This is a genomic window from Pseudomonas sp. W15Feb9B, assembly GCF_000828175.1.
In the GTDB taxonomy this organism is placed as follows: Bacteria; Pseudomonadota; Gammaproteobacteria; order Pseudomonadales; family Pseudomonadaceae; genus Aquipseudomonas; species Aquipseudomonas parakoreensis.
The window spans coordinates 40027-56933 of record NZ_JTKF01000029.1; the positions used below are offsets into that span (position 1 = coordinate 40027).

The following is a 16907-nucleotide window of genomic DNA, read 5'->3' on the forward strand; positions in this document are numbered from 1 at the left end:
ATTCGATCATGTCCAAACGTCTTCCCTTTGCACCGCTGGCGGCGGCCATCGGCCTGGGTTTCAGCCTGCTTGCCGGTAGCCTGGTGGCGCCAACCGTGGCCCACGCCGAAGGTGAAATCCGCATCGCCGAACAGTTCGGGATTGTCTATTTATTGCTCAACGTGGTGCGCGATCAGGGCCTGATCGAGAAGTACGGCAAGCAGCAAGGCCTCGACATCAAGGTCGACTGGACGCAGCTCTCGGGCGGCGCGGCGGTCAACGATGCGCTGTTGTCGGGTTCTATCGACATTGCCGGCGCCGGCGTCGGCCCGCTGCTGACCATCTGGGATCGCACCCACGGCAAGCAGAACGTCAAGGCAGTCGCCTCGCTCGGCAACTTCCCGTACTACCTGGTCAGCAACAATCCCAAGGTCAAAACCATTGCCGACTTCACCGAGAAGGACCGCATTGCGGTGCCGGCGGTGGGCGTGTCGGTGCAGTCGCGCTTCCTGCAATACGCGGCGGCCAAACAATGGGGAGACAAGGAATTCAATCGCCTCGACAAGTACACCATCGCCGTGCCGCACCCGGATGCGACCGCTGCGCTGATTGCCGGCGGCACGGAACTGACCGGGCATTTCTCCAATCCGCCGTTCCAGGATCAGGCGCTGCAGAACCCGAACGTGCACGTGGTGCTCAACTCCTACGACATCCTCGGCCCGAACTCGCCGACGGTGCTGTTTGCCACCGAGAAATTCCGCAACGAGAACCCGAAAACCTACAAGGCCTTCGTCGAAGCGCTGAGCGAAGCCGCGCAATTTGCGCAGAACGATAAGGGCGCGGCAGCGGACACCTACATCCGCGTGACCAAGGCCAAGATCGACCGCGCCGAGCTGCTGAAAATCATCGACAACCCGCAATTCGAATTCAGCGTCACGCCGAAAAATACCTATCCACTGGCCGAATTCCTCTACCGCGTCGGTGCGATCAAGAACAAACCGGAATCGTGGAAGGACTACTTCTTCCAGGACGCCAAACCGCTGCAGGGGAGCTGATCGAGATGAATGCCCCTTTGCAAGGCCACGCGGCCAGCAACCCGGTCGCCAGTACGCAAGCGCTGCTGGCGGTGGATAACGTCAGCCTCGAATACCGCACCCCGCAACGGGTGGTGCGGGCCACGCATCAGGTCAGTTTCGAAATCGATCCGGCGGACCGCTTTGTGCTGCTCGGCCCGTCCGGCTGCGGCAAGTCGACTTTGCTCAAGGCCGCTGCCGGGTTCATCGCACCGAGCGAAGGCGAGATTCGCCTGCAAGGTCAGCGGGTCGAGGGACCCGGTCCGGACCGGATCGTGGTGTTCCAGGAGTTCGATCAACTGCCGCCGTGGAAAACCGTGAAACAGAACGTGATGTTTCCGCTGCTGGCCTCACGAACCTTGAACAAAAAAGACGCCGAACAACGTGCACTGCACTATCTGGAAAAAGTCGGACTGGCGGCGTTTGCCGACGCCTACCCTCACACCTTGTCCGGCGGCATGAAGGCGCGGGTGGCGATTGCCCGCGCGCTGGCGATGCAGCCGAAAATCCTTCTGATGGACGAGCCATTCGCCGCGCTGGATGCGCTGACCCGGCGCAAGATGCAGGAAGAATTGCTGCTGCTCTGGGAAGAAGTGCGCTTCACCTTGCTGTTCGTCACCCACTCGATTGAAGAGGCGCTGGTGGTCGGCAATCGCATCTTGCTGCTGTCGCCACATCCGGGGCGGGTACGCGCTGAAGTGCACAGCCATCAATACGATCTGCAAAGCCTCGGCGGCGTGGCGTTTCAGGAATCGGCACGGCGCATTCACCGCTTGCTGTTCGATGAAGGCCAGTCGCCGGAGACCGAGCGTGACCATGACTTCAACGACATTCGTATCGCTTATTGAGCGTTCTGGAGGATTGCCCGATGAGCCAACCATCGTCTGTACGACAAGAGTTTGAAACCGTCCTTGAACCATTGACCAGCGTGCCGCTTGAGCGCGAATTGCCGTTGGCGCAACGCCTGTGGCAACAGGGCTGGCTGCGTAAAAGCCTGATCCTGATTCTGCTGGCGATCCTCTGGGAAGTAATCGCCCGGGTGCAGAACAACGACCTGTTGCTGCCGAGCTTTCTGCAGACCGGCCATGCGCTGTACGACGGCCTGCTCAGCGGCGAGCTGCTGGGCAAGGTGTGGATATCGCTGGTGGTGCTGATCAAGGGTTACCTGATCGGCATCGTCCTGGCATTCGCCCTGACCACGCTGGCGGTGTCGACCCAGTTCGGTCGCGACCTGCTGAGCACCCTGACCTCGATGTTTAACCCGCTGCCGGCGATTGCCTTGCTGCCGCTGGCGTTGCTCTGGTTCGGTCTGGGGCAGAACAGCCTGATTTTCGTGTTGGTGCATTCGGTGCTGTGGGCGCTGGCGTTGAACACCTACGCAGGCTTTCTCGGCGTCTCGGAAACCCTGCGCATGGCCGGGCGTAACTACGGGCTGAAGGGCATGCGTTTTGTGCTGTTCATCCTGATCCCGGCAGCGCTGCCGTCGATCCTCGCCGGGTTGAAAATCGGCTGGGCGTTTGCCTGGCGCACGCTGATCGCCGCCGAGCTGGTGTTCGGCGCCACCAGCGGCAAGGGCGGGTTAGGCTGGTACATCTTCCAGAACCGCAATGAGCTGTACACCGACAAGGTGTTTGCCGGATTGGCGGTGGTGATCCTGATCGGGTTGCTGGTGGAGAATCTGGTGTTCGACACGCTGGAGCGGGTCACTGTAAAACGCTGGGGCATGCAGCGCTGATGTGTATTGACTGAGCTGGCCCCATCGCTGGCAAGCCAGCTCCCTCAGGGATTGTGGCGTTCACTCATTCTGTGACCGCCGAAAATCCTGTGGGACCCGGCTTGCCAGCGATGGCGTGCTTATAGCCGCCAACTTGAGGGATGTTTGCTAGCATTGCACCTGGATCAATTCAGATCAGCCATGAGTGCTCTGCATGCAACTCCCGGACATGAACCTCCTGGTCGCCCTCGACGCTCTGCTCGACGAGGGCAGTGTGGTTGGCGCCGCGCGGCGGATGAACCTCAGCCCTGCCGCCATGAGCCGCACCCTGACGCGTATTCGCGAAGCCATTGGCGATCCGATCCTGGTGCGCGCCGGCCGTGGCCTGGTACCCACCCCCAAAGCCCTCGAATTGCGCGAGCAGGTGCGCGATGTGGTCGAGCAGGCGGCGCTGCTGTTTCGCTCCGCCGACAGCGTGGATTTGGGTACCTTGCGGCGGCGTTTCAGCATCCGCGCCAACGACTTTTTCATCGGCGTATATGGCGGCAAGCTGTTCGACACTCTCGACCAGCAGGCGCCGCACTGCGAATTGCGCTTCGTTCCCGAAGGCGATGGCGACGACGAAGCGCTGCGTGAAGGACGGATTGATCTGAGTGTCAGCAACACCCGTCCGGTGACCCCGGAAGTCAAAGTGCAGAACCTGTTTTCCACGCATTTCGTCGGTCTGGTACGTGAGGATCATCCACTGCTCGACGGCGAAATCACCGCCGAGCGCTATGCCGGTTATTCGCATATCAGCATGTCGCGCCGTGGCATTGCTCGCGGCCCCATCGACACTGCGTTGAACGCCTTGGGCCTGGAGCGACGGGTGGCGGTGATTGCACCAAGCTTCCACGCGGCGATGTTTGCCTTGCCCGATTCCGACCTGATCCTGCCGGTGCCCAAGGAAGCGTTGCTCAGCGTGCGCCGACTGGGCCTGAAGCTGCGCTCGTTCAATCTGCCGATCCCGTTGCCGACGCTGATGCTGACCCAGGCCTGGCACCCGCGCTTCGACAAGGACCCGGCACACCGCTGGCTGCGCGAAACGCTCAAGGCGTGTTGCGACGAAACCTGGCTGGCCGCGCAGCCCTGAAGGGCCAAAAGATCGCAGCCTTCGGCAGCTCCTACAGGGAAGCGCAGTCCGTAGGAGCTGCCGAAGGCTGCGATCTTTTGCTTTAAACAATTGTGTCTGACGCACTTATAACCTGCCGATAAGTCAATTTTCGTCAGCAATAAGCCTTACTAAAATGCTCCGGTATTTTTCCCTCCGGAGTGTGTATTCATGACATCCCTGACCGTCCCGGCGCCCGTCGCTGCGGCCAGTCCGGCGACGGCGGCCACGCCACCGGTCTTCGGCGCGCGGATCATCACTGGTCTGGTCGGCGTGCTGCTGGCGGTGCTGGTCTCGGGCCTCAACGAGATGGTGACCAAAGTCGCTTTGGCCGACATCCGTGGTGCGCTGAACATCGGTTACGACGAAGGCACCTGGCTGGTGTCCTGCTACGCCGCGACTTCGGTGGCGGCGATGGCGTTTGCGCCGTGGTGCTCGGTGACGTTTTCCCTGCGCCGCTTCACCCTCTGCGCGATCAGCCTGTTCACGCTGCTCGGCGTGCTGTGCCCGTTTGCCCCGAACTACGAAAGCCTGCTGCTGATGCGCACCTTGCAAGGCCTGGCGGGCGGCGCGTTGCCGCCGATGCTGATGACCGTCGCCCTGCGCTTTCTGCCGGCCAATTTCAAACTTTATGGCCTGGCCGGCTATGCGCTGACGGCGACGTTCGGCCCGGGTCTTGGCACGCCGCTGGCCGGGTTGTGGAGCGAGTACGTCGGCTGGCAATGGACGTTCTGGCAAATCATCGTGCCGTGTCTGATTGCCATGGCGATGGTGGCCTGGGGCATTCCGCAGGATCCGCTGCGCCTGGAGCGCCTCAAGACGTTCAACTGGAAAGGCCTGCTGCTGGGTTTTCCGGCGATCTGCATGCTGGTGATTGGCTTGCTCCAGGGCAATCGGCTGGACTGGTTCGAGTCGAGCCTGATCTGCGCATTGCTCGGCGCCGGCGCGCTGTTGCTGCTGGCGTTTCTGATCCATGAATGGTCGCAGCCGATTCCGTTTTTCAAGCTGCAGATGCTCGGAATTCGCAACCTGGCGTTCGCACTGATGACCCTGGCCGGGGTGCTGGTGGTATTGCAGGCGGTGGTGCTGATTCCGTCGAGCTATCTCGCGCAGGTGCAGGGTTATCGCCCGGTGCAGACCGCGCCGATCATGTTGATCGCGGCGTTGCCGCAGTTGATTGCGCTGCCGCTGGTGGCGGCTTTGTGCAACCTGCGCTGGGTCGACTGTCGCTGGGTGCTGGGCATCGGTTTGAGCATGCTCACGCTGTCCTGTCTGGGCGGGTCGCTGCTGACTTCGGAGTGGATCCGCGACAATTTCTACGTCCTGCAATGGTTGCAGATTTTCGGTCAGCCGATGTCGGTGCTGCCGCTGTTGATGCTCTCCACCGGCAGCATCCAGCCGCAGGACGGCCCGTTCGCTTCGGCGTGGTTCAACACGGTGAAAGGCCTCGCGGCGGTGATCGCCACCGGCGTCATCGAGGCGCTGACCACCGCGCGCCTGCATTTTCACTCGACCATGTTGATCGACAACCTCGGTAATTCACCGTTGGCCGATCGCAGCGATCCGGGCCTTGCCCATCGCCTGCACGAACAGGCCGTGGTGCTGACGTCCTCTGATCTCTATGTGTGCATGGCCGGCGTCGCGGTGGCGCTGATCCTGCTGATTTTCTGGCTGCCGACGCGGATTTTTCCGCCGCGCGCGCCGACCTGATTGCTTCACAGATACCGAAGGTTTTTATGACGACTCAAGCAAAGCAAAAACTCGCGGTGGCCGTGGCCGCCGCACTGGCGGTCGGCGTGTTGCTGTCCCTGGCGGTGCCGGGACTGTTCGGCAAGCGCACCCAGCAAAACACCAACGACGCGTTCGTTTCCGCCGACTACACGTTAGTGGTGCCGCGCGTGGCCGGGTTCATCAAGGAAGTGCTGGTGGAAGACAACCAGCAGGTCAAGGCCGGGCAATTGCTGGCGTTGATCGATGATCGCGATTTGCGCGCCGCCGCTGAAGCGGCCGATGCGCAAACCCTGGTCGCCCGGGCTCAGCTGCAAAACGCCAAGGCGACGCTGGAGCGGCAGACCTCGGTGATTGCTCAGGCGCAGGCCTCGGTGGTCTCGGCCAAGGCAGAAATGGCCTTCGCCCAGCAAGAGCTCAATCGCTACAACCACCTCGCTGGCGTCGGCGCCGGCACGGTGCAGAACGCGCAACAGGCGCGTACGCGCATCGATCAGGCGAGCGCACGGCTCGATACGGCCAGCGCGAAGCTCGCGGCTGAACGCAAGCAGGTGGAGATTCTCACGGCGCAACGCGATGCCGCCGAAGGGAATCTGAAGCATGCGCAAGCGGCACTGGAAATTGCCAGTTTCGAGCTGTCGTATACGCGCATCACTGCGCCGCAGGACGGCATGGTCGGCGAGCGTGCGGTGCGCGTCGGAGCCTATGTCACGCCGGGCAGCAAGCTGCTGGCGGTGGTGCCGTTGCAGCAGGCGTATGTGGTTGCCAACTTCCAGGAAACCCAACTTACCGACGTGCAGCCGGGGCAGCACGTACAGGTACGCGTCGACAGCCTCGGCGGCGAGGCCTTGAACGGTCGCGTCGAAAGCATCGCCCCGGCGACCGGCGTGACATTCGCCGCGGTGAAACCGGATAACGCCACGGGCAACTTCACCAAAGTCGTGCAGCGGATTCCGGTGAAGATCGTGCTTGAGCCGGGTCAGCCAATGGCCGAGCGTTTGCGGGTGGGCATGTCGGTGGAGGCGAGTATCGACACTCGCCGTTCGGCGTCGGCGAAGCGCGAGGTGACTCAGCGATGATTTTTGTTGAATCGGCTGGCGCCATCGCTGGCAAGCCAGCTCCCACAGAGGGTGTGCAGACTGGCCGGGATTCTCACTCCAAACAGAGTTCTCTGTGGGAGCTGGCTTGCCAGCGAAGAGGCCCGTGGCAGCAACTCACCTTAAGTGCCTTGCTTACCCTTGGCCTCAGCGCCTGCACCGTCGGCCCGGACTTCCACAAGCCCGAAGCCACACAGATCACCGACTGGGCCAAACCCGCCAAGTCCGCCCCCAGCCAGGCGGTCAGCGAACCGCTGAACGAACGCTGGTGGGAGGTTTTCCACGACCCGCAACTCTCAGCCCTGACCCAGCGGGCGATGAACAGCAACCTTGATCTGCAACTGGCCGGCAGCCGCTTGCAACAAAGCCGTGCCGCGCGCCAGGTGATCACCGCGGATCGCTACCCGAACACCGCCGCTACCGGCAGCTACGCGCGCAAACGCAACAGCGGCGAAGGCCTGAATGACCCGTCCGGGCACAACGGCGATTCCGCCTTCAACCTGTGGGACGCCGGTTTCTCCGCCTCGTGGGAACTGGATGTCTGGGGCCGCGTGCGCCGCGAGACCGAGGCTGCCGATGCCACCCTCGACGTCGCCGAAAACGATCGGCGCGGCGTGCTGCTCGCGGTCCTCGCCGACACCGCACAGAACTACATCCAGCTGCGCGGCGTGCAGAACACCCGCGCGGTCACCGAGCAGAACCTCGATGTCGCCCGGCACAGCCTCAAGCTGTCGCAACTGCGCCTGAACGACGGTGTGGCGACCGATCTGGACGTCGCCGAAGCCGCCGCTCAGGTCGCGGCCATCGAATCGCGTCTGCCAGCGCTTGAACAACGCCAGTCGCAACTGATCAACGCGATCAGTCTGTTGATGGGCGAGCCACCGCAAGCGCTGGCCAAAGAGTTATCCACAGACGCTGCCGTGCCGCAGTCACCGCTGCAAGTCGCCATCGGCCTGCCGTCGCAACTGGCCGAACGCCGACCGGACATCCGCCAGGCCGAGGCGCGCCTGCACGCCGCCACTGCCAACATCGGCGTGGCCAAAGGCGACTTCTATCCGCGCATCACCCTGTCCGGCAATCTCGGCTCGCAGGCAATGCAACTGAGCGATTTCGGTTCCTGGGGCTCGCGAGCTTTTGGTATCGGCCCGCAATTCAGCCTGCCGCTGTTCGACGGCGGCCGCCTGCGCGGCATGCTGCAACTGCGCGAAGCCCAGCAACAGGAAGCGGCCATCGCCTATCAGCAGACCGTGCTGCGCGCCTGGCATGAAATCGACGATCAACTGACCGCCTACAACGCCAGCCAACGCCGCCGCGACAGCCTCGCCGAAGCCGTGCGGCAGAACCAGATCGCCCTGCGCACCGCGCAACAGCAATACGTCGAAGGCGTGGTCGATTTCGTCAACGTCCTTACCGTGCAAGGCGCGTTGCTGGCCACTCAGGAGCAGTGGGTGGAGAGTTCGACGGGTGTGTCGTTGGCGATGGTCGGGTTATACAAGGCGTTGGGTGGGGGATGGGAGTCGGTGTATCCGGTGGGGGAGATGGCGCAGCGTTGATTCTCACACCCGAATGATGGCCTTTCGCTTGACGCTATTCCCCGCTGTCGTAGACTCCGCTCATCCGTCAGGGAGTAGCGGTTATGCAGCGTTTGCGCGGTTGGGTTATCGGATTGACCTTTGTTACGTGTGCAGTTCAGGCGCAAACGCCCGGGCCAGACGATCCGCTGCTGGATAACGCAGCGCCTGTGACAGCCACGGCGAGCAGTGAGGCGCGGGGTGTGTTGCGCGCTCGGGATCAGGCGACGCTGGCCAGTGAGTTGTCCGGGCGGATTGTCGAGTTGCCGTTCAGCGAGGGCGAGTCGTTCAAGAAGGGCGATGTGCTGGCGAAGTTCGATTGCTCGGCGTATCAGGCGCAGCTCAATGCCGCCCAGGCCGCCAGTCGCGGTGCCGGTGAGGAGCTGGCGCACAATCGGCAACTGGCGGCGCTCAATTCCGTCGGGCGTTTCGAAGTGGCGCGGGCCGAGGCCAAGGTCAGCGAGACCCAGGCGCAATCTCAGGTTTATCAGGTTCAGGTCAAACGCTGCAGCGTGGTTGCACCGTTCGACGGGCAAGTGGTCGAGCGCAAGGTACAACGCTACGAAAGTGTGCCGGCCGGCGCGCCACTGCTCGATGTCGTCGACAACCGTACCCTGGAAATTCACCTGCTGGTGCCCTCACGCTGGATGGCCAGACTCAAGCCAGGCCAGACCTTCAGTTTCGTTCCCGATGAGACTGGCCAGCCCATCGACGCCACGGTCAAACGACTCGGTGCGCGGATTGACGAAGGCAGTCAGACCCTGTTGCTGGTCGCCACACTTCCCGAAGCCAAGGGCTTGCTCGCCGGCATGAGCGGCACGGCGCATTTTGCGGAGCTTAAATGAACGCCCCGGTGGCCGGCGGCGCCGAACAGGTGTTTGCGCGGTTTCTGGATCTCGAACGACAGACACGCGCTGCTCGCGATGCCTCGCAACTGGCCTATAGCCTGGTCAACGACGGCCAGGCGCTGTTCGGGTATCGCCATACGGCATTACTGATCGCTGGCAAGGTACAGGCGGTGACTGGCGTCAGTACGGTCGAGCCGAATGCACCGTTTGTGGCATTCGTCGAGCAGGCGGTGGCGCAGTTGTTCAAGCAGGATGGATTGAAGATTGCGCGGGTCATCACGCCTGAGCGGGTGGGCGAAGCGATTCAGGCTGACTGGCGCAGTCTGTCTGCCGCTCAGGTGTTCTGGCTGCCACTGATCGACCGCGAGGGAGAGGTGTTCGGCGGTTTGTGGCTGGCCCGCGACGTGCCGTGGAATCCTTCCGAACAAGTTCTGTTGTCACAACTGGGCGACACCTACAGCCATGCGTGGCTGGCGCTGCAGCCGCGCAAACCGTGGCGGTTGCGCTGGACGCGCAAGCGTCAGGTGGCGCTGGTGGCGGTGCTGTTGCTCGGGTTGTTGATCCCGGTGCGCCAGTCAGTGCTGGCCCCGGCCGAGGTGGTGCCGCAGGGCGGGCGCGTGGTGGCGGCGCCGCTGGACGGGGTGATCGCCGAGTTTCTGGTCAAGCCCAATCAACCGGTGAAAACCGGCGACCTGCTGCTGCGGTTTGAAAGCACCACCCTCAAGGCCCAGGCCGATGTGGCCGAGCGTGCCTTGGGCGTGGCGGAAGCAGAGCTGAAATCCAACTCGCAACGTTCATTTGCCGATGCCGAGTCCAGTGCCAGGGTCGATTTGCTCGCCGCCCGCGCCGAGCAAAAACGCGCCGAGCGCGATTACGCCCGCGAGTTGCTGGCGCGCAGCGAAGTGCGCGCCGAGCGTGACGGCATTGCAGTGTTCGCCGATGCCGAACGCCTGACCGGCAGACCGGTGCAGACCGGCGAGCGCTTGATGGAAATCGCCGACCCGAATCAGGCCGAACTGCGCATCGAACTGGCGGTGGGCGACGCGATTGCGCTGGAACCGGGCGCCGATATTGCGTTGTTCCTCGACAGCGATCCGCTGCAACGCCACACCGCCAGACTTGAGCGTTCGGCCTATGAAGCGCAGCCCACGGCCGGCGGCCAACTGGCGTATCGACTGGATGCGAATTTTACCGAGGCACCGCCGCGCATCGGCCTGCGCGGTACGGCCAAGATATTCGGCGACCGCGCGCCGCTGGCCTTGTACCTGCTGCGCCGCCCGCTCGCCGGTCTGCGCCAGAGCGTGGGCCTGTAAATGAATCTGCCGAGCCTGCGTGCCGACCTGCAACTGTCGCCCGCGGCGCCGGCACTGGACGGTTCACCGCGCTGGACCCTGGCCGATCCGGTGCGCGGTCGGTATTTCAAACTCGGTGCGGCGGCGATGCGTCTGTTGCGCCACTGGTCGCTGGGCGATCCCGAGCAAGTGCTGCGCGCCGCCAACCGCGAACCGGGCTTGCCGCTGGACGGTGTCGAGTTGGAGCAACTGCTGACATTTCTGCGCGGGCATGACCTGATCAGCGCCCTCGACGATCAGCAGCGTGCCAGTTACTCGCTCAAGGCCCTCGCGCAACGGCAGAGCCTGTGGAAAATCCTGCTTCACCAATATCTGTTTTTTCGCATTCCATTGTGGCGCCCGGACGCTTTTCTCAATCGCGCGTGGCCGTGGCTGGAGCGCTTCGGACCTCGACTGTTGCGCGTCGGTCTGCCGGTAACGCTGGCGCTCGGGGTGTTTCTGGTTTCGCGGGACTGGCAGCGCTTTGTCGGCACCTTTCCGCACCTGTTCAGCCTCGGTGGGGCGCTCTCGTTTGGTGTGGCGCTGTTCTTCGCCAAGCTCTGTCACGAGTTTGGCCACGCATTCATGGCCAAGCGCGCCGGCTGTCGGGTGCAGAGCATGGGCGTGGCGTTCATGGTGCTCCTGCCGATGTTCTACACCGATGTCAGCGATGCCTGGCGGGTCAATGATCGGCGTGCGCGGCTGCTGATCGGTGCCGGCGGGGTGCTGGCGGAGTTGTTGCTGGCGTGCATCGCGTTGCTGGTCTGGTCGCTATTGCCCGACGGCCCGGCTCGAACAGCGGCGTTCATGCTCGCCAGTGCGACCTGGATCACCACGCTGGTGGTCAATCTCAACCCGTTCATGCGTTTCGATGGTTACTTTTTGCTCAGCGACTTGTGGGAGGTCGACAACCTGCAGGGCCGGGCCTTTGCCCTGTGTCGCTGGCGGTTGCGCGAATTTTTGTTCGGCTATGGTGCTCCGGCGCCGGAGCCTTGGTCGCCGAAGATGCAACGGCGTTTGCTGATCTGGGGGTATGGCTCGTGGTTATGGCGTGCGGCGTTGTTTTTCGGGATCGCGCTGGCGGTCTATCACCTGTTTTTCAAAGTGTTGGGGATCTTCCTCATGCTGGTGGAACTGGTGTGGTTCATCTTTCTGCCGATCATGAATGAGTGGCGTCAGTGGTGGAGCCGCCGCGAACAGGCCCACGGTGCGCGTGTGCTGCTGAGCAGTCTCGCTGTGCTTGGTCTGCTGCTGGTGCTGATCGTGCCGTGGCGCAGCGCGGTGGAACTGCCAACGATGCTTGAGGGCGGTCGGGCCAGTGCGTTGCATGCGCCGGTGGCGGCACGGGTCAAAACAGTCAAGGTCACGGACGGGCAGACGGTCGCTCAGGGTGATGTGTTGATCGAACTGGAATCGCCGGACCTCGATTCTCAGCAGGCCATCGTCCGCCGGGAAATCCAGATCCAGCAATTGCTGATGCGCCGACAGGCCGGTCGCAGTGAAACCGCGGCCGACGCCAGTATCATCGAGCAACGCCTCGCCGAAGCCGTGGCGCAATACCGTGGCCTGAGCGCTCGGCGCGAACGCCTGCTGCTGCGCGCGCCCCATGCCGGCACTGTGCGTGATGTGCTGCCAAACCTGACGCCGGGGCGCTGGCTGTCGAGCAAGGATGCGCTGGCGCGGGTGGTCGAGGACGGTTCGCGCCTGCGCGGCTATATCGCCGAAGCCGAGTTGTGGCGAGTCCAGCCGGGTGCGACCGGGCGCTTCATCGCCGATGATCCGATGCATCCGGCGCTCGCCGTAAAGCTGGATGAAATCGATACCAATGGCGTGGCCTATGTCGATCAGGAGGCGCTGACCTCCGATCATCACGGGCCGATTGCCGTGCGCCGCGATCAACTGCAACGAGCCGAGCCTGTACAAGCGCAATATGGCGCGCGATTGACTACGCTGGATCAGCCACCCACCCCGGTTCAACCATTGCGCGGTGTGGTGGTGCTGCAGGGCAGCGGCGAGTCGGTACTCGGCGTGGCCTGGCGCCGGCTGGCGGCGCTGGGGGTCAGGGAAAGCGGTTTCTAGGGAGCGTGAACATGGCGAGCAACGCAGATGTGGCGGCAGACGGATTGGTGGTGCGACCTTCGCGGGCCACCGACGAGCCGTTTTTGCACCGCCTCTATCAGTCGGCGCGCCCGGATCTGCAATGGATCGACGGCGAGCAGGAAGTGGTGCAGCAAGTGGTCGCCCAGCAATTTCAGGTGCAGGAACAGGGCGTGGGTGAAAACCATCCCAACGCCATGCACTACGTTGTGGAAAAACTTGGCACGGCCATCGGGGCGCTGAGCACCGACTTCGGCCCCAATGAAATCCGCGTGTTGTACATCGCCTTCATCCCTCAGGCGCGGGGCAAGGGTTACGGCCGCGCGGTGTTGCAAGGCGTGCAAAAGGCCGCGCAGCAGGTCCGCTGCCCGGTGGCAACGGTGGTCTGGGCCAACAACCCTCACGCGCGGCAACACTATCTGGCGTTGGGCTTTGCGGTAGAGGAGCACAACCCGGCGGCGGAGCGGCTGGTGTGGTATCCGCAGTGAGGCGGGACTTCAGTTGAAGGACATGCAGAAGTAACCCAGTTGCGGATCCCGCCCCATCGCCGGCACTCGTGACACGAAAATGTCTTCCACTCGCCCGAGTTCCGGCAGCTCCAGTGCGCACAGGCCGTCGACGAACCCGGTCGGCACCAGGCTGTTGAATTCGAGGCAGAACGGCATGCGCTCGCTGTAGCGGGTTTTCGCGGCGTGGACTTCGTTGAGGTACTCGATGTGGATCGGCAATGCCGTGCCATCTGGCAGGTGCAGCGTGCTTTGCTGTCCGAGCAACGGCTGGACGTGTTGGATCTGAACCGCTTGCAGCATGATCTGACTCCGTTGAAAAAAGAACGGCTGGGGGCCGTGAGGCCCCCGACGTTTGTTCAGTTGCGCGAAGGGAACAGCCCGTTCAGGGCAACGCTGAAGTTGACGACCAGAGAGGGGTTGACGATGGATAACGGCTGACTGCCGCCCGTGGAGGAAATGTCCCCGGTGACCGTGGTGGTCAGGCCTTTGATGGGAACCGGTGTGGCACCTTGGGCATCGGAATAGATGTTCGCCGAGCCAGGGCCGCCGCCGGACGCGCCGATGTACGAGTTGGTGGCGGTGGGTACGGTCGCCGGATTGCTTGCAGGCACCGCCAGTTGCAGGGCGGTGTTGGCGGAAAGGCCGGTCATCGCGTGGGTGTGGTTGGGCATGTTGGCGATCGTGGCCGTTACGTTTTCTGTGCCATACACCTGACCGATGACACGCGGCGTCAGCCCCTGTCCGTTACCCTGTGCCACCGGCACCCGACCTTGCAGGTTGGGCAACTGAAAATTGGTCGTGCCGTTGCCGCCGTAGTAGGTGCCCAGCAAGGCGAACAATGCCTGGTATTGCGAGATGCTCAGGATTTGTCCGTTGCACAAGGCCCAGCCACTGGGGGCGAAGTTGAAGGCGAACGGTTGAATCGTACCCATAAAGACTTCCATGGTTCCTCATCCTTCTGTTATGTGGTCGGCGCGCCGCGCGGTAGCCTAGTTGCAGGGCAGGTACACAGGCTGTGCTGACGCCTTGCATTTGCGCGGGCAGGTCACGCCAAGCCGTAGCGTAGACCCGGATCAGCGGACTTGCCGGACGTCGTCATGGCCGCGCGTCGACTTCGCCTCTGGCCTACAGTGTGCGCAATGAGTGATGCTGGTTGTGACTCGGTAAATCTGTAAGGGAAGGTTGATGGAAGCGCGTCGCGAGACTCCGCTGGGGGATACCCAGGACCCGTTTGCCGCACCGAATGCCGGTGTCCGGCGTCTATGGCGCTGGGCTCGCCAGCAGTGGCTGATACCGATTCTGTTGTTGGCGACGGTGGTGCGTTTTTATGACCTGACCGCTGCCGCGATCTGGGGCGACGAAGGCTCAAGCCTGCTGCTGGCGCGCTATTCGCTGACCGGTATTTGGCAGCACGCGGCGTTCGACGTGCATCCGCCGTTGTATTTCATGCTGCTGCATGGCTGGATCGGGTTGTTCGGTGAAGGCATCCTGTCGATTCGCAGCCTCAGCGCCGTGGCTGGCATCGCCACGGTCGGGCTGGGTGTCTGCCTGGTCGATCGCCTGGCCACCCGCCGCGCCGCGATCATTGCCGGGGTGCTGTTGGCGTTGCTGCCGACGGCGGTGCGCTACAGCCAGGAAGTGCGCATGTACTCGCTGCTCGGCTTGCTCTTGATCGGTTCCACACTGGCGCTGATCTGCTGGGTCAGGCGCTCGCAGCGCCGGCGGTATCTGCTGATCTATGCATTGCTGATGAGCGCGGCGTTGTACACCCACTACTTTGCAGTGCTGGCCGCGCTGAGCCATTGGCTGTATCTGGGGCTTATTCGCCTGCTGCCGGGTTATCGCCTGCGGCATATCCAGCGCAAGGACTGGTGGCTTGCCAATCTGGCCATCGTCGTGCTCTACCTGCCGTGGTTGCCGAACCTGCTTGATCTGACGCAACACATGGAAGAACTCAAGGTCGGTGGCGATGTGGGCTGGGAAGATCCGGTGACCCTGTCCTCACTGCCGTCGATGATCTGGCTCTGGTTGATCCAGGACGACGGCGAGCATCTGCCGATGTTGCTGTTCTGCGGGGTACCGCTGGCCTTGCTGGCGCTGGCGGGCGTGGCTGTGGCCCGCGACCGCAGCGTGAACCATGGCAGCGTCTTGCTGGCGCTTTACACCGGTATGCCGTTGTTGCTGGTGTTCGCGGTGTCCTTCATCAGCCCGGTGTTCATCGAGCGTTACCTGACAGCCTATGCGCTGGGGTTGCCGATGCTGGCGGCGCTGGCCATTGACCGGTTGTACCGCCGCGCTCGTGTGCTGGCGGTGGCGATCCTGGTGTCATGGGTCGGGGTTGAGTTGGTGGGGGTGAACACCAACGCCACGGTCGACCCGCACGATCAGTTCAACGTCATGGTCGATTACATCAACCGGCATTTCGTCAGCGGTGACCGGATCGTCACCAGCGACATGCTCTGGTACCTCAGTTACGTCTACTACAACCGCACTGACGCTCAGGTGCGTCTGTATACCCCACCCGCCGCCGATGGTCGTTCGACGCGCCCGAATCACTACGGTTTTGGCACCCTGGTGTCCGAGGAAGTCTATCTGGATCGACTCGGTGACCTGCCCAAGGGCAGTGCTCGCGTCTGGTTGATCGGCGATCTGGACGTGGACGTGCCTGATCCATTCCGACCCTTGCCGACGACCTGGCAGCTGCGTGATCAGACCCATGCCGGTGGCGCAAATGCGCGACTTTTTTCGTTGACCACTGATAACGGAACGACGGAGAAATGACTTAAACGCTTCACCATTTTTTTCGCGATTAAAACGGGCTTTCATAGTCCGTTTTGCTCTATTTTGATATCAAAACACTACTAGTCGAAAGGGTATTGTTGGACTACGCTCGTCGGACAAAAGGACTTACAAAGTAAGGTGAAGGGATTGCAGCAGTTCCACTTTATCTCCGGCTTGCCGCGCTCAGGTTCCACCCTGCTTTCTGCGATTCTTCTGCAGAACCCGCGCTTTCATGCCGGCATGACCAGCCCGGTCGGCGCGCTGTTCTCCGGTGTCCTTGAACAATGCAGCGCCGGCAGCGAATTCGGCGCGGTGATCGACACCGACATGCGCCGCCGCCTGCTGCGCGGACTGTTCGATGCCTACTACGCCGACAAGGCTGACAAACCGGTGGTGTTCGACACCAACCGGCAGTGGAGTTCGCGCCTGCCGGCCATCAGCGATCTGTTCCCCAAAGCCAAAGTCATTGCCTGCGTGCGCAACGTCGCCTGGGTGATGGACAGCCTGGAACGGTTGTACCGCGCCAATCCTTATGAAAACACCAAGTTGTTCGGCGATGCTGTCGAGCGCAACACCGTCTACAGCCGCTGCGAAACCCTGGCCCAGCGCAATCGTCTGGTCGGTTTTGCCTGGGCGGCACTCAAGGAAGCCTATTACGGCGAGCACGCCGATTCGCTGCTGATCGTCGATTACGACTTGTTGACCCAGGCCCCGGAGCGGGTGCTGCGGCTGGTCTACGACTTCATTGGCGAACCCTGGTTCGAGCACGATTTCGAACACCTGGCCTATGACGCGCCGGAGTTCGACCAGGCCCTGGGTGTGGCCGGCCTGCACAAGGTCAAACCCAAGGTCGCCCTGCAGTCCCGACGCACGATTCTGCCGCCGGACCTGTTCAAGCAATACGCCGATCTGTCCTTTTGGCTCGATGGCTCAGCCAGCGCTGCCAATGTGATTCGTATGAAGTCCGACGCCGCGATCAGTTGATCGCGGCGTTTTTCATTGATGCGTTTACAACTGTTCGAGTCCGGG

At 62.6% G+C, this 16907-nt stretch carries 15 protein-coding genes; 13 read left to right on the top strand and 2 right to left on the bottom strand.

The features are described 5' to 3' along the window. The first annotated feature begins 8 nt into the window (after nucleotides 1–8). The 11 genes from OC71_RS15590 (at nucleotide 9) to OC71_RS15640 (ending at nucleotide 13076) form a co-directional block, all read left to right on the top strand. On the top strand, nucleotides 9–1034 hold the full coding sequence (locus tag OC71_RS15590) for an ABC transporter substrate-binding protein (protein ID WP_041070926.1): 1026 nt from the start codon (nucleotides 9–11) through the stop codon (nucleotides 1032–1034). Between the two features lie 5 nt (nucleotides 1035–1039). Then, a complete protein-coding gene (locus OC71_RS15595; protein ID WP_041070929.1) occupies nucleotides 1040–1900 on the top strand; it encodes an ABC transporter ATP-binding protein in 861 nt (286 codons plus the stop codon). A 20-nt stretch (nucleotides 1901–1920) separates the two neighbouring features. After that, entirely contained in the window at nucleotides 1921–2787 is an 867-nt protein-coding gene (locus OC71_RS15600; RefSeq protein WP_041070932.1) for an ABC transporter permease, read from the top strand. Nucleotides 2788–2980: 193 nt separating this feature from the next. Next, complete coding sequence (locus OC71_RS15605) at nucleotides 2981–3898, top strand: LysR family transcriptional regulator (RefSeq protein WP_041070933.1); 918 nt, start codon at nucleotides 2981–2983, stop codon at nucleotides 3896–3898. A gap of 189 nt (nucleotides 3899–4087) precedes the next feature. Beyond that, complete coding sequence (locus OC71_RS15610) at nucleotides 4088–5626, top strand: MFS transporter (protein ID WP_041070934.1); 1539 nt, start codon at nucleotides 4088–4090, stop codon at nucleotides 5624–5626. Between the two features lie 26 nt (nucleotides 5627–5652). Then, nucleotides 5653–6723 (top strand): HlyD family secretion protein, encoded by a 1071-nt coding sequence (locus OC71_RS15615; RefSeq protein WP_041070937.1) that lies wholly within the window; start codon nucleotides 5653–5655, stop codon nucleotides 6721–6723. Continuing rightward, entirely contained in the window at nucleotides 6720–8294 is a 1575-nt protein-coding gene (locus OC71_RS15620) for an efflux transporter outer membrane subunit (protein ID WP_177327916.1), read from the top strand. Before OC71_RS15615 ends, OC71_RS15620 begins: the two co-directional genes overlap by 4 nt. Nucleotides 8295–8377: 83 nt before the next feature. Continuing rightward, nucleotides 8378–9157 (top strand): efflux RND transporter periplasmic adaptor subunit, encoded by a 780-nt coding sequence (locus OC71_RS15625; RefSeq protein ID WP_041070939.1) that lies wholly within the window; start codon nucleotides 8378–8380, stop codon nucleotides 9155–9157. Continuing rightward, nucleotides 9154–10473 carry an efflux RND transporter periplasmic adaptor subunit gene (locus tag OC71_RS15630; RefSeq protein ID WP_041070942.1) on the top strand — a complete coding sequence of 440 codons (1320 nt, stop codon included), beginning with the start codon at nucleotides 9154–9156 and terminating at the stop codon, nucleotides 10471–10473. Before OC71_RS15625 ends, OC71_RS15630 begins: the two co-directional genes overlap by 4 nt. Then, nucleotides 10474–12570 (top strand): biotin/lipoyl-binding protein, encoded by a 2097-nt coding sequence (locus tag OC71_RS15635; RefSeq protein ID WP_041070945.1) that lies wholly within the window; start codon nucleotides 10474–10476, stop codon nucleotides 12568–12570. Between the two features lie 11 nt (nucleotides 12571–12581). Then, a complete protein-coding gene (locus OC71_RS15640) occupies nucleotides 12582–13076 on the top strand; it encodes a GNAT family N-acetyltransferase (RefSeq protein ID WP_041070948.1) in 495 nt (164 codons plus the stop codon). Between the two features lie 9 nt (nucleotides 13077–13085). On the opposite strand, the gene OC71_RS15645 is transcribed toward OC71_RS15640, so the two are convergent. Together OC71_RS15645 and OC71_RS15650 are read right to left on the bottom strand one after the other, a co-directional pair. Continuing rightward, the gene (locus OC71_RS15645) at nucleotides 13086–13397 is read right to left on the bottom strand and encodes a hypothetical protein (protein WP_041070951.1); all 312 of its coding nucleotides are present in this window, start codon (nucleotides 13395–13397) and stop codon (nucleotides 13086–13088) included. Between the two features lie 56 nt (nucleotides 13398–13453). Then, nucleotides 13454–14041 (bottom strand): phage tail protein, encoded by a 588-nt coding sequence (locus tag OC71_RS15650; RefSeq protein ID WP_041070954.1) that lies wholly within the window; start codon nucleotides 14039–14041, stop codon nucleotides 13454–13456. A 241-nt stretch (nucleotides 14042–14282) separates the two neighbouring features. On the opposite strand from OC71_RS15650, the gene OC71_RS15655 reads away from it, so the two are divergent. Continuing rightward, complete coding sequence (locus OC71_RS15655; protein WP_041070957.1) at nucleotides 14283–15878, top strand: glycosyltransferase family 39 protein; 1596 nt, start codon at nucleotides 14283–14285, stop codon at nucleotides 15876–15878. 138 nt (nucleotides 15879–16016) lie between these two features. Further along, complete coding sequence (locus OC71_RS15660) at nucleotides 16017–16862, top strand: sulfotransferase (RefSeq protein WP_041070960.1); 846 nt, start codon at nucleotides 16017–16019, stop codon at nucleotides 16860–16862. The last annotated feature ends 45 nt before the right edge of the window (nucleotides 16863–16907 follow it).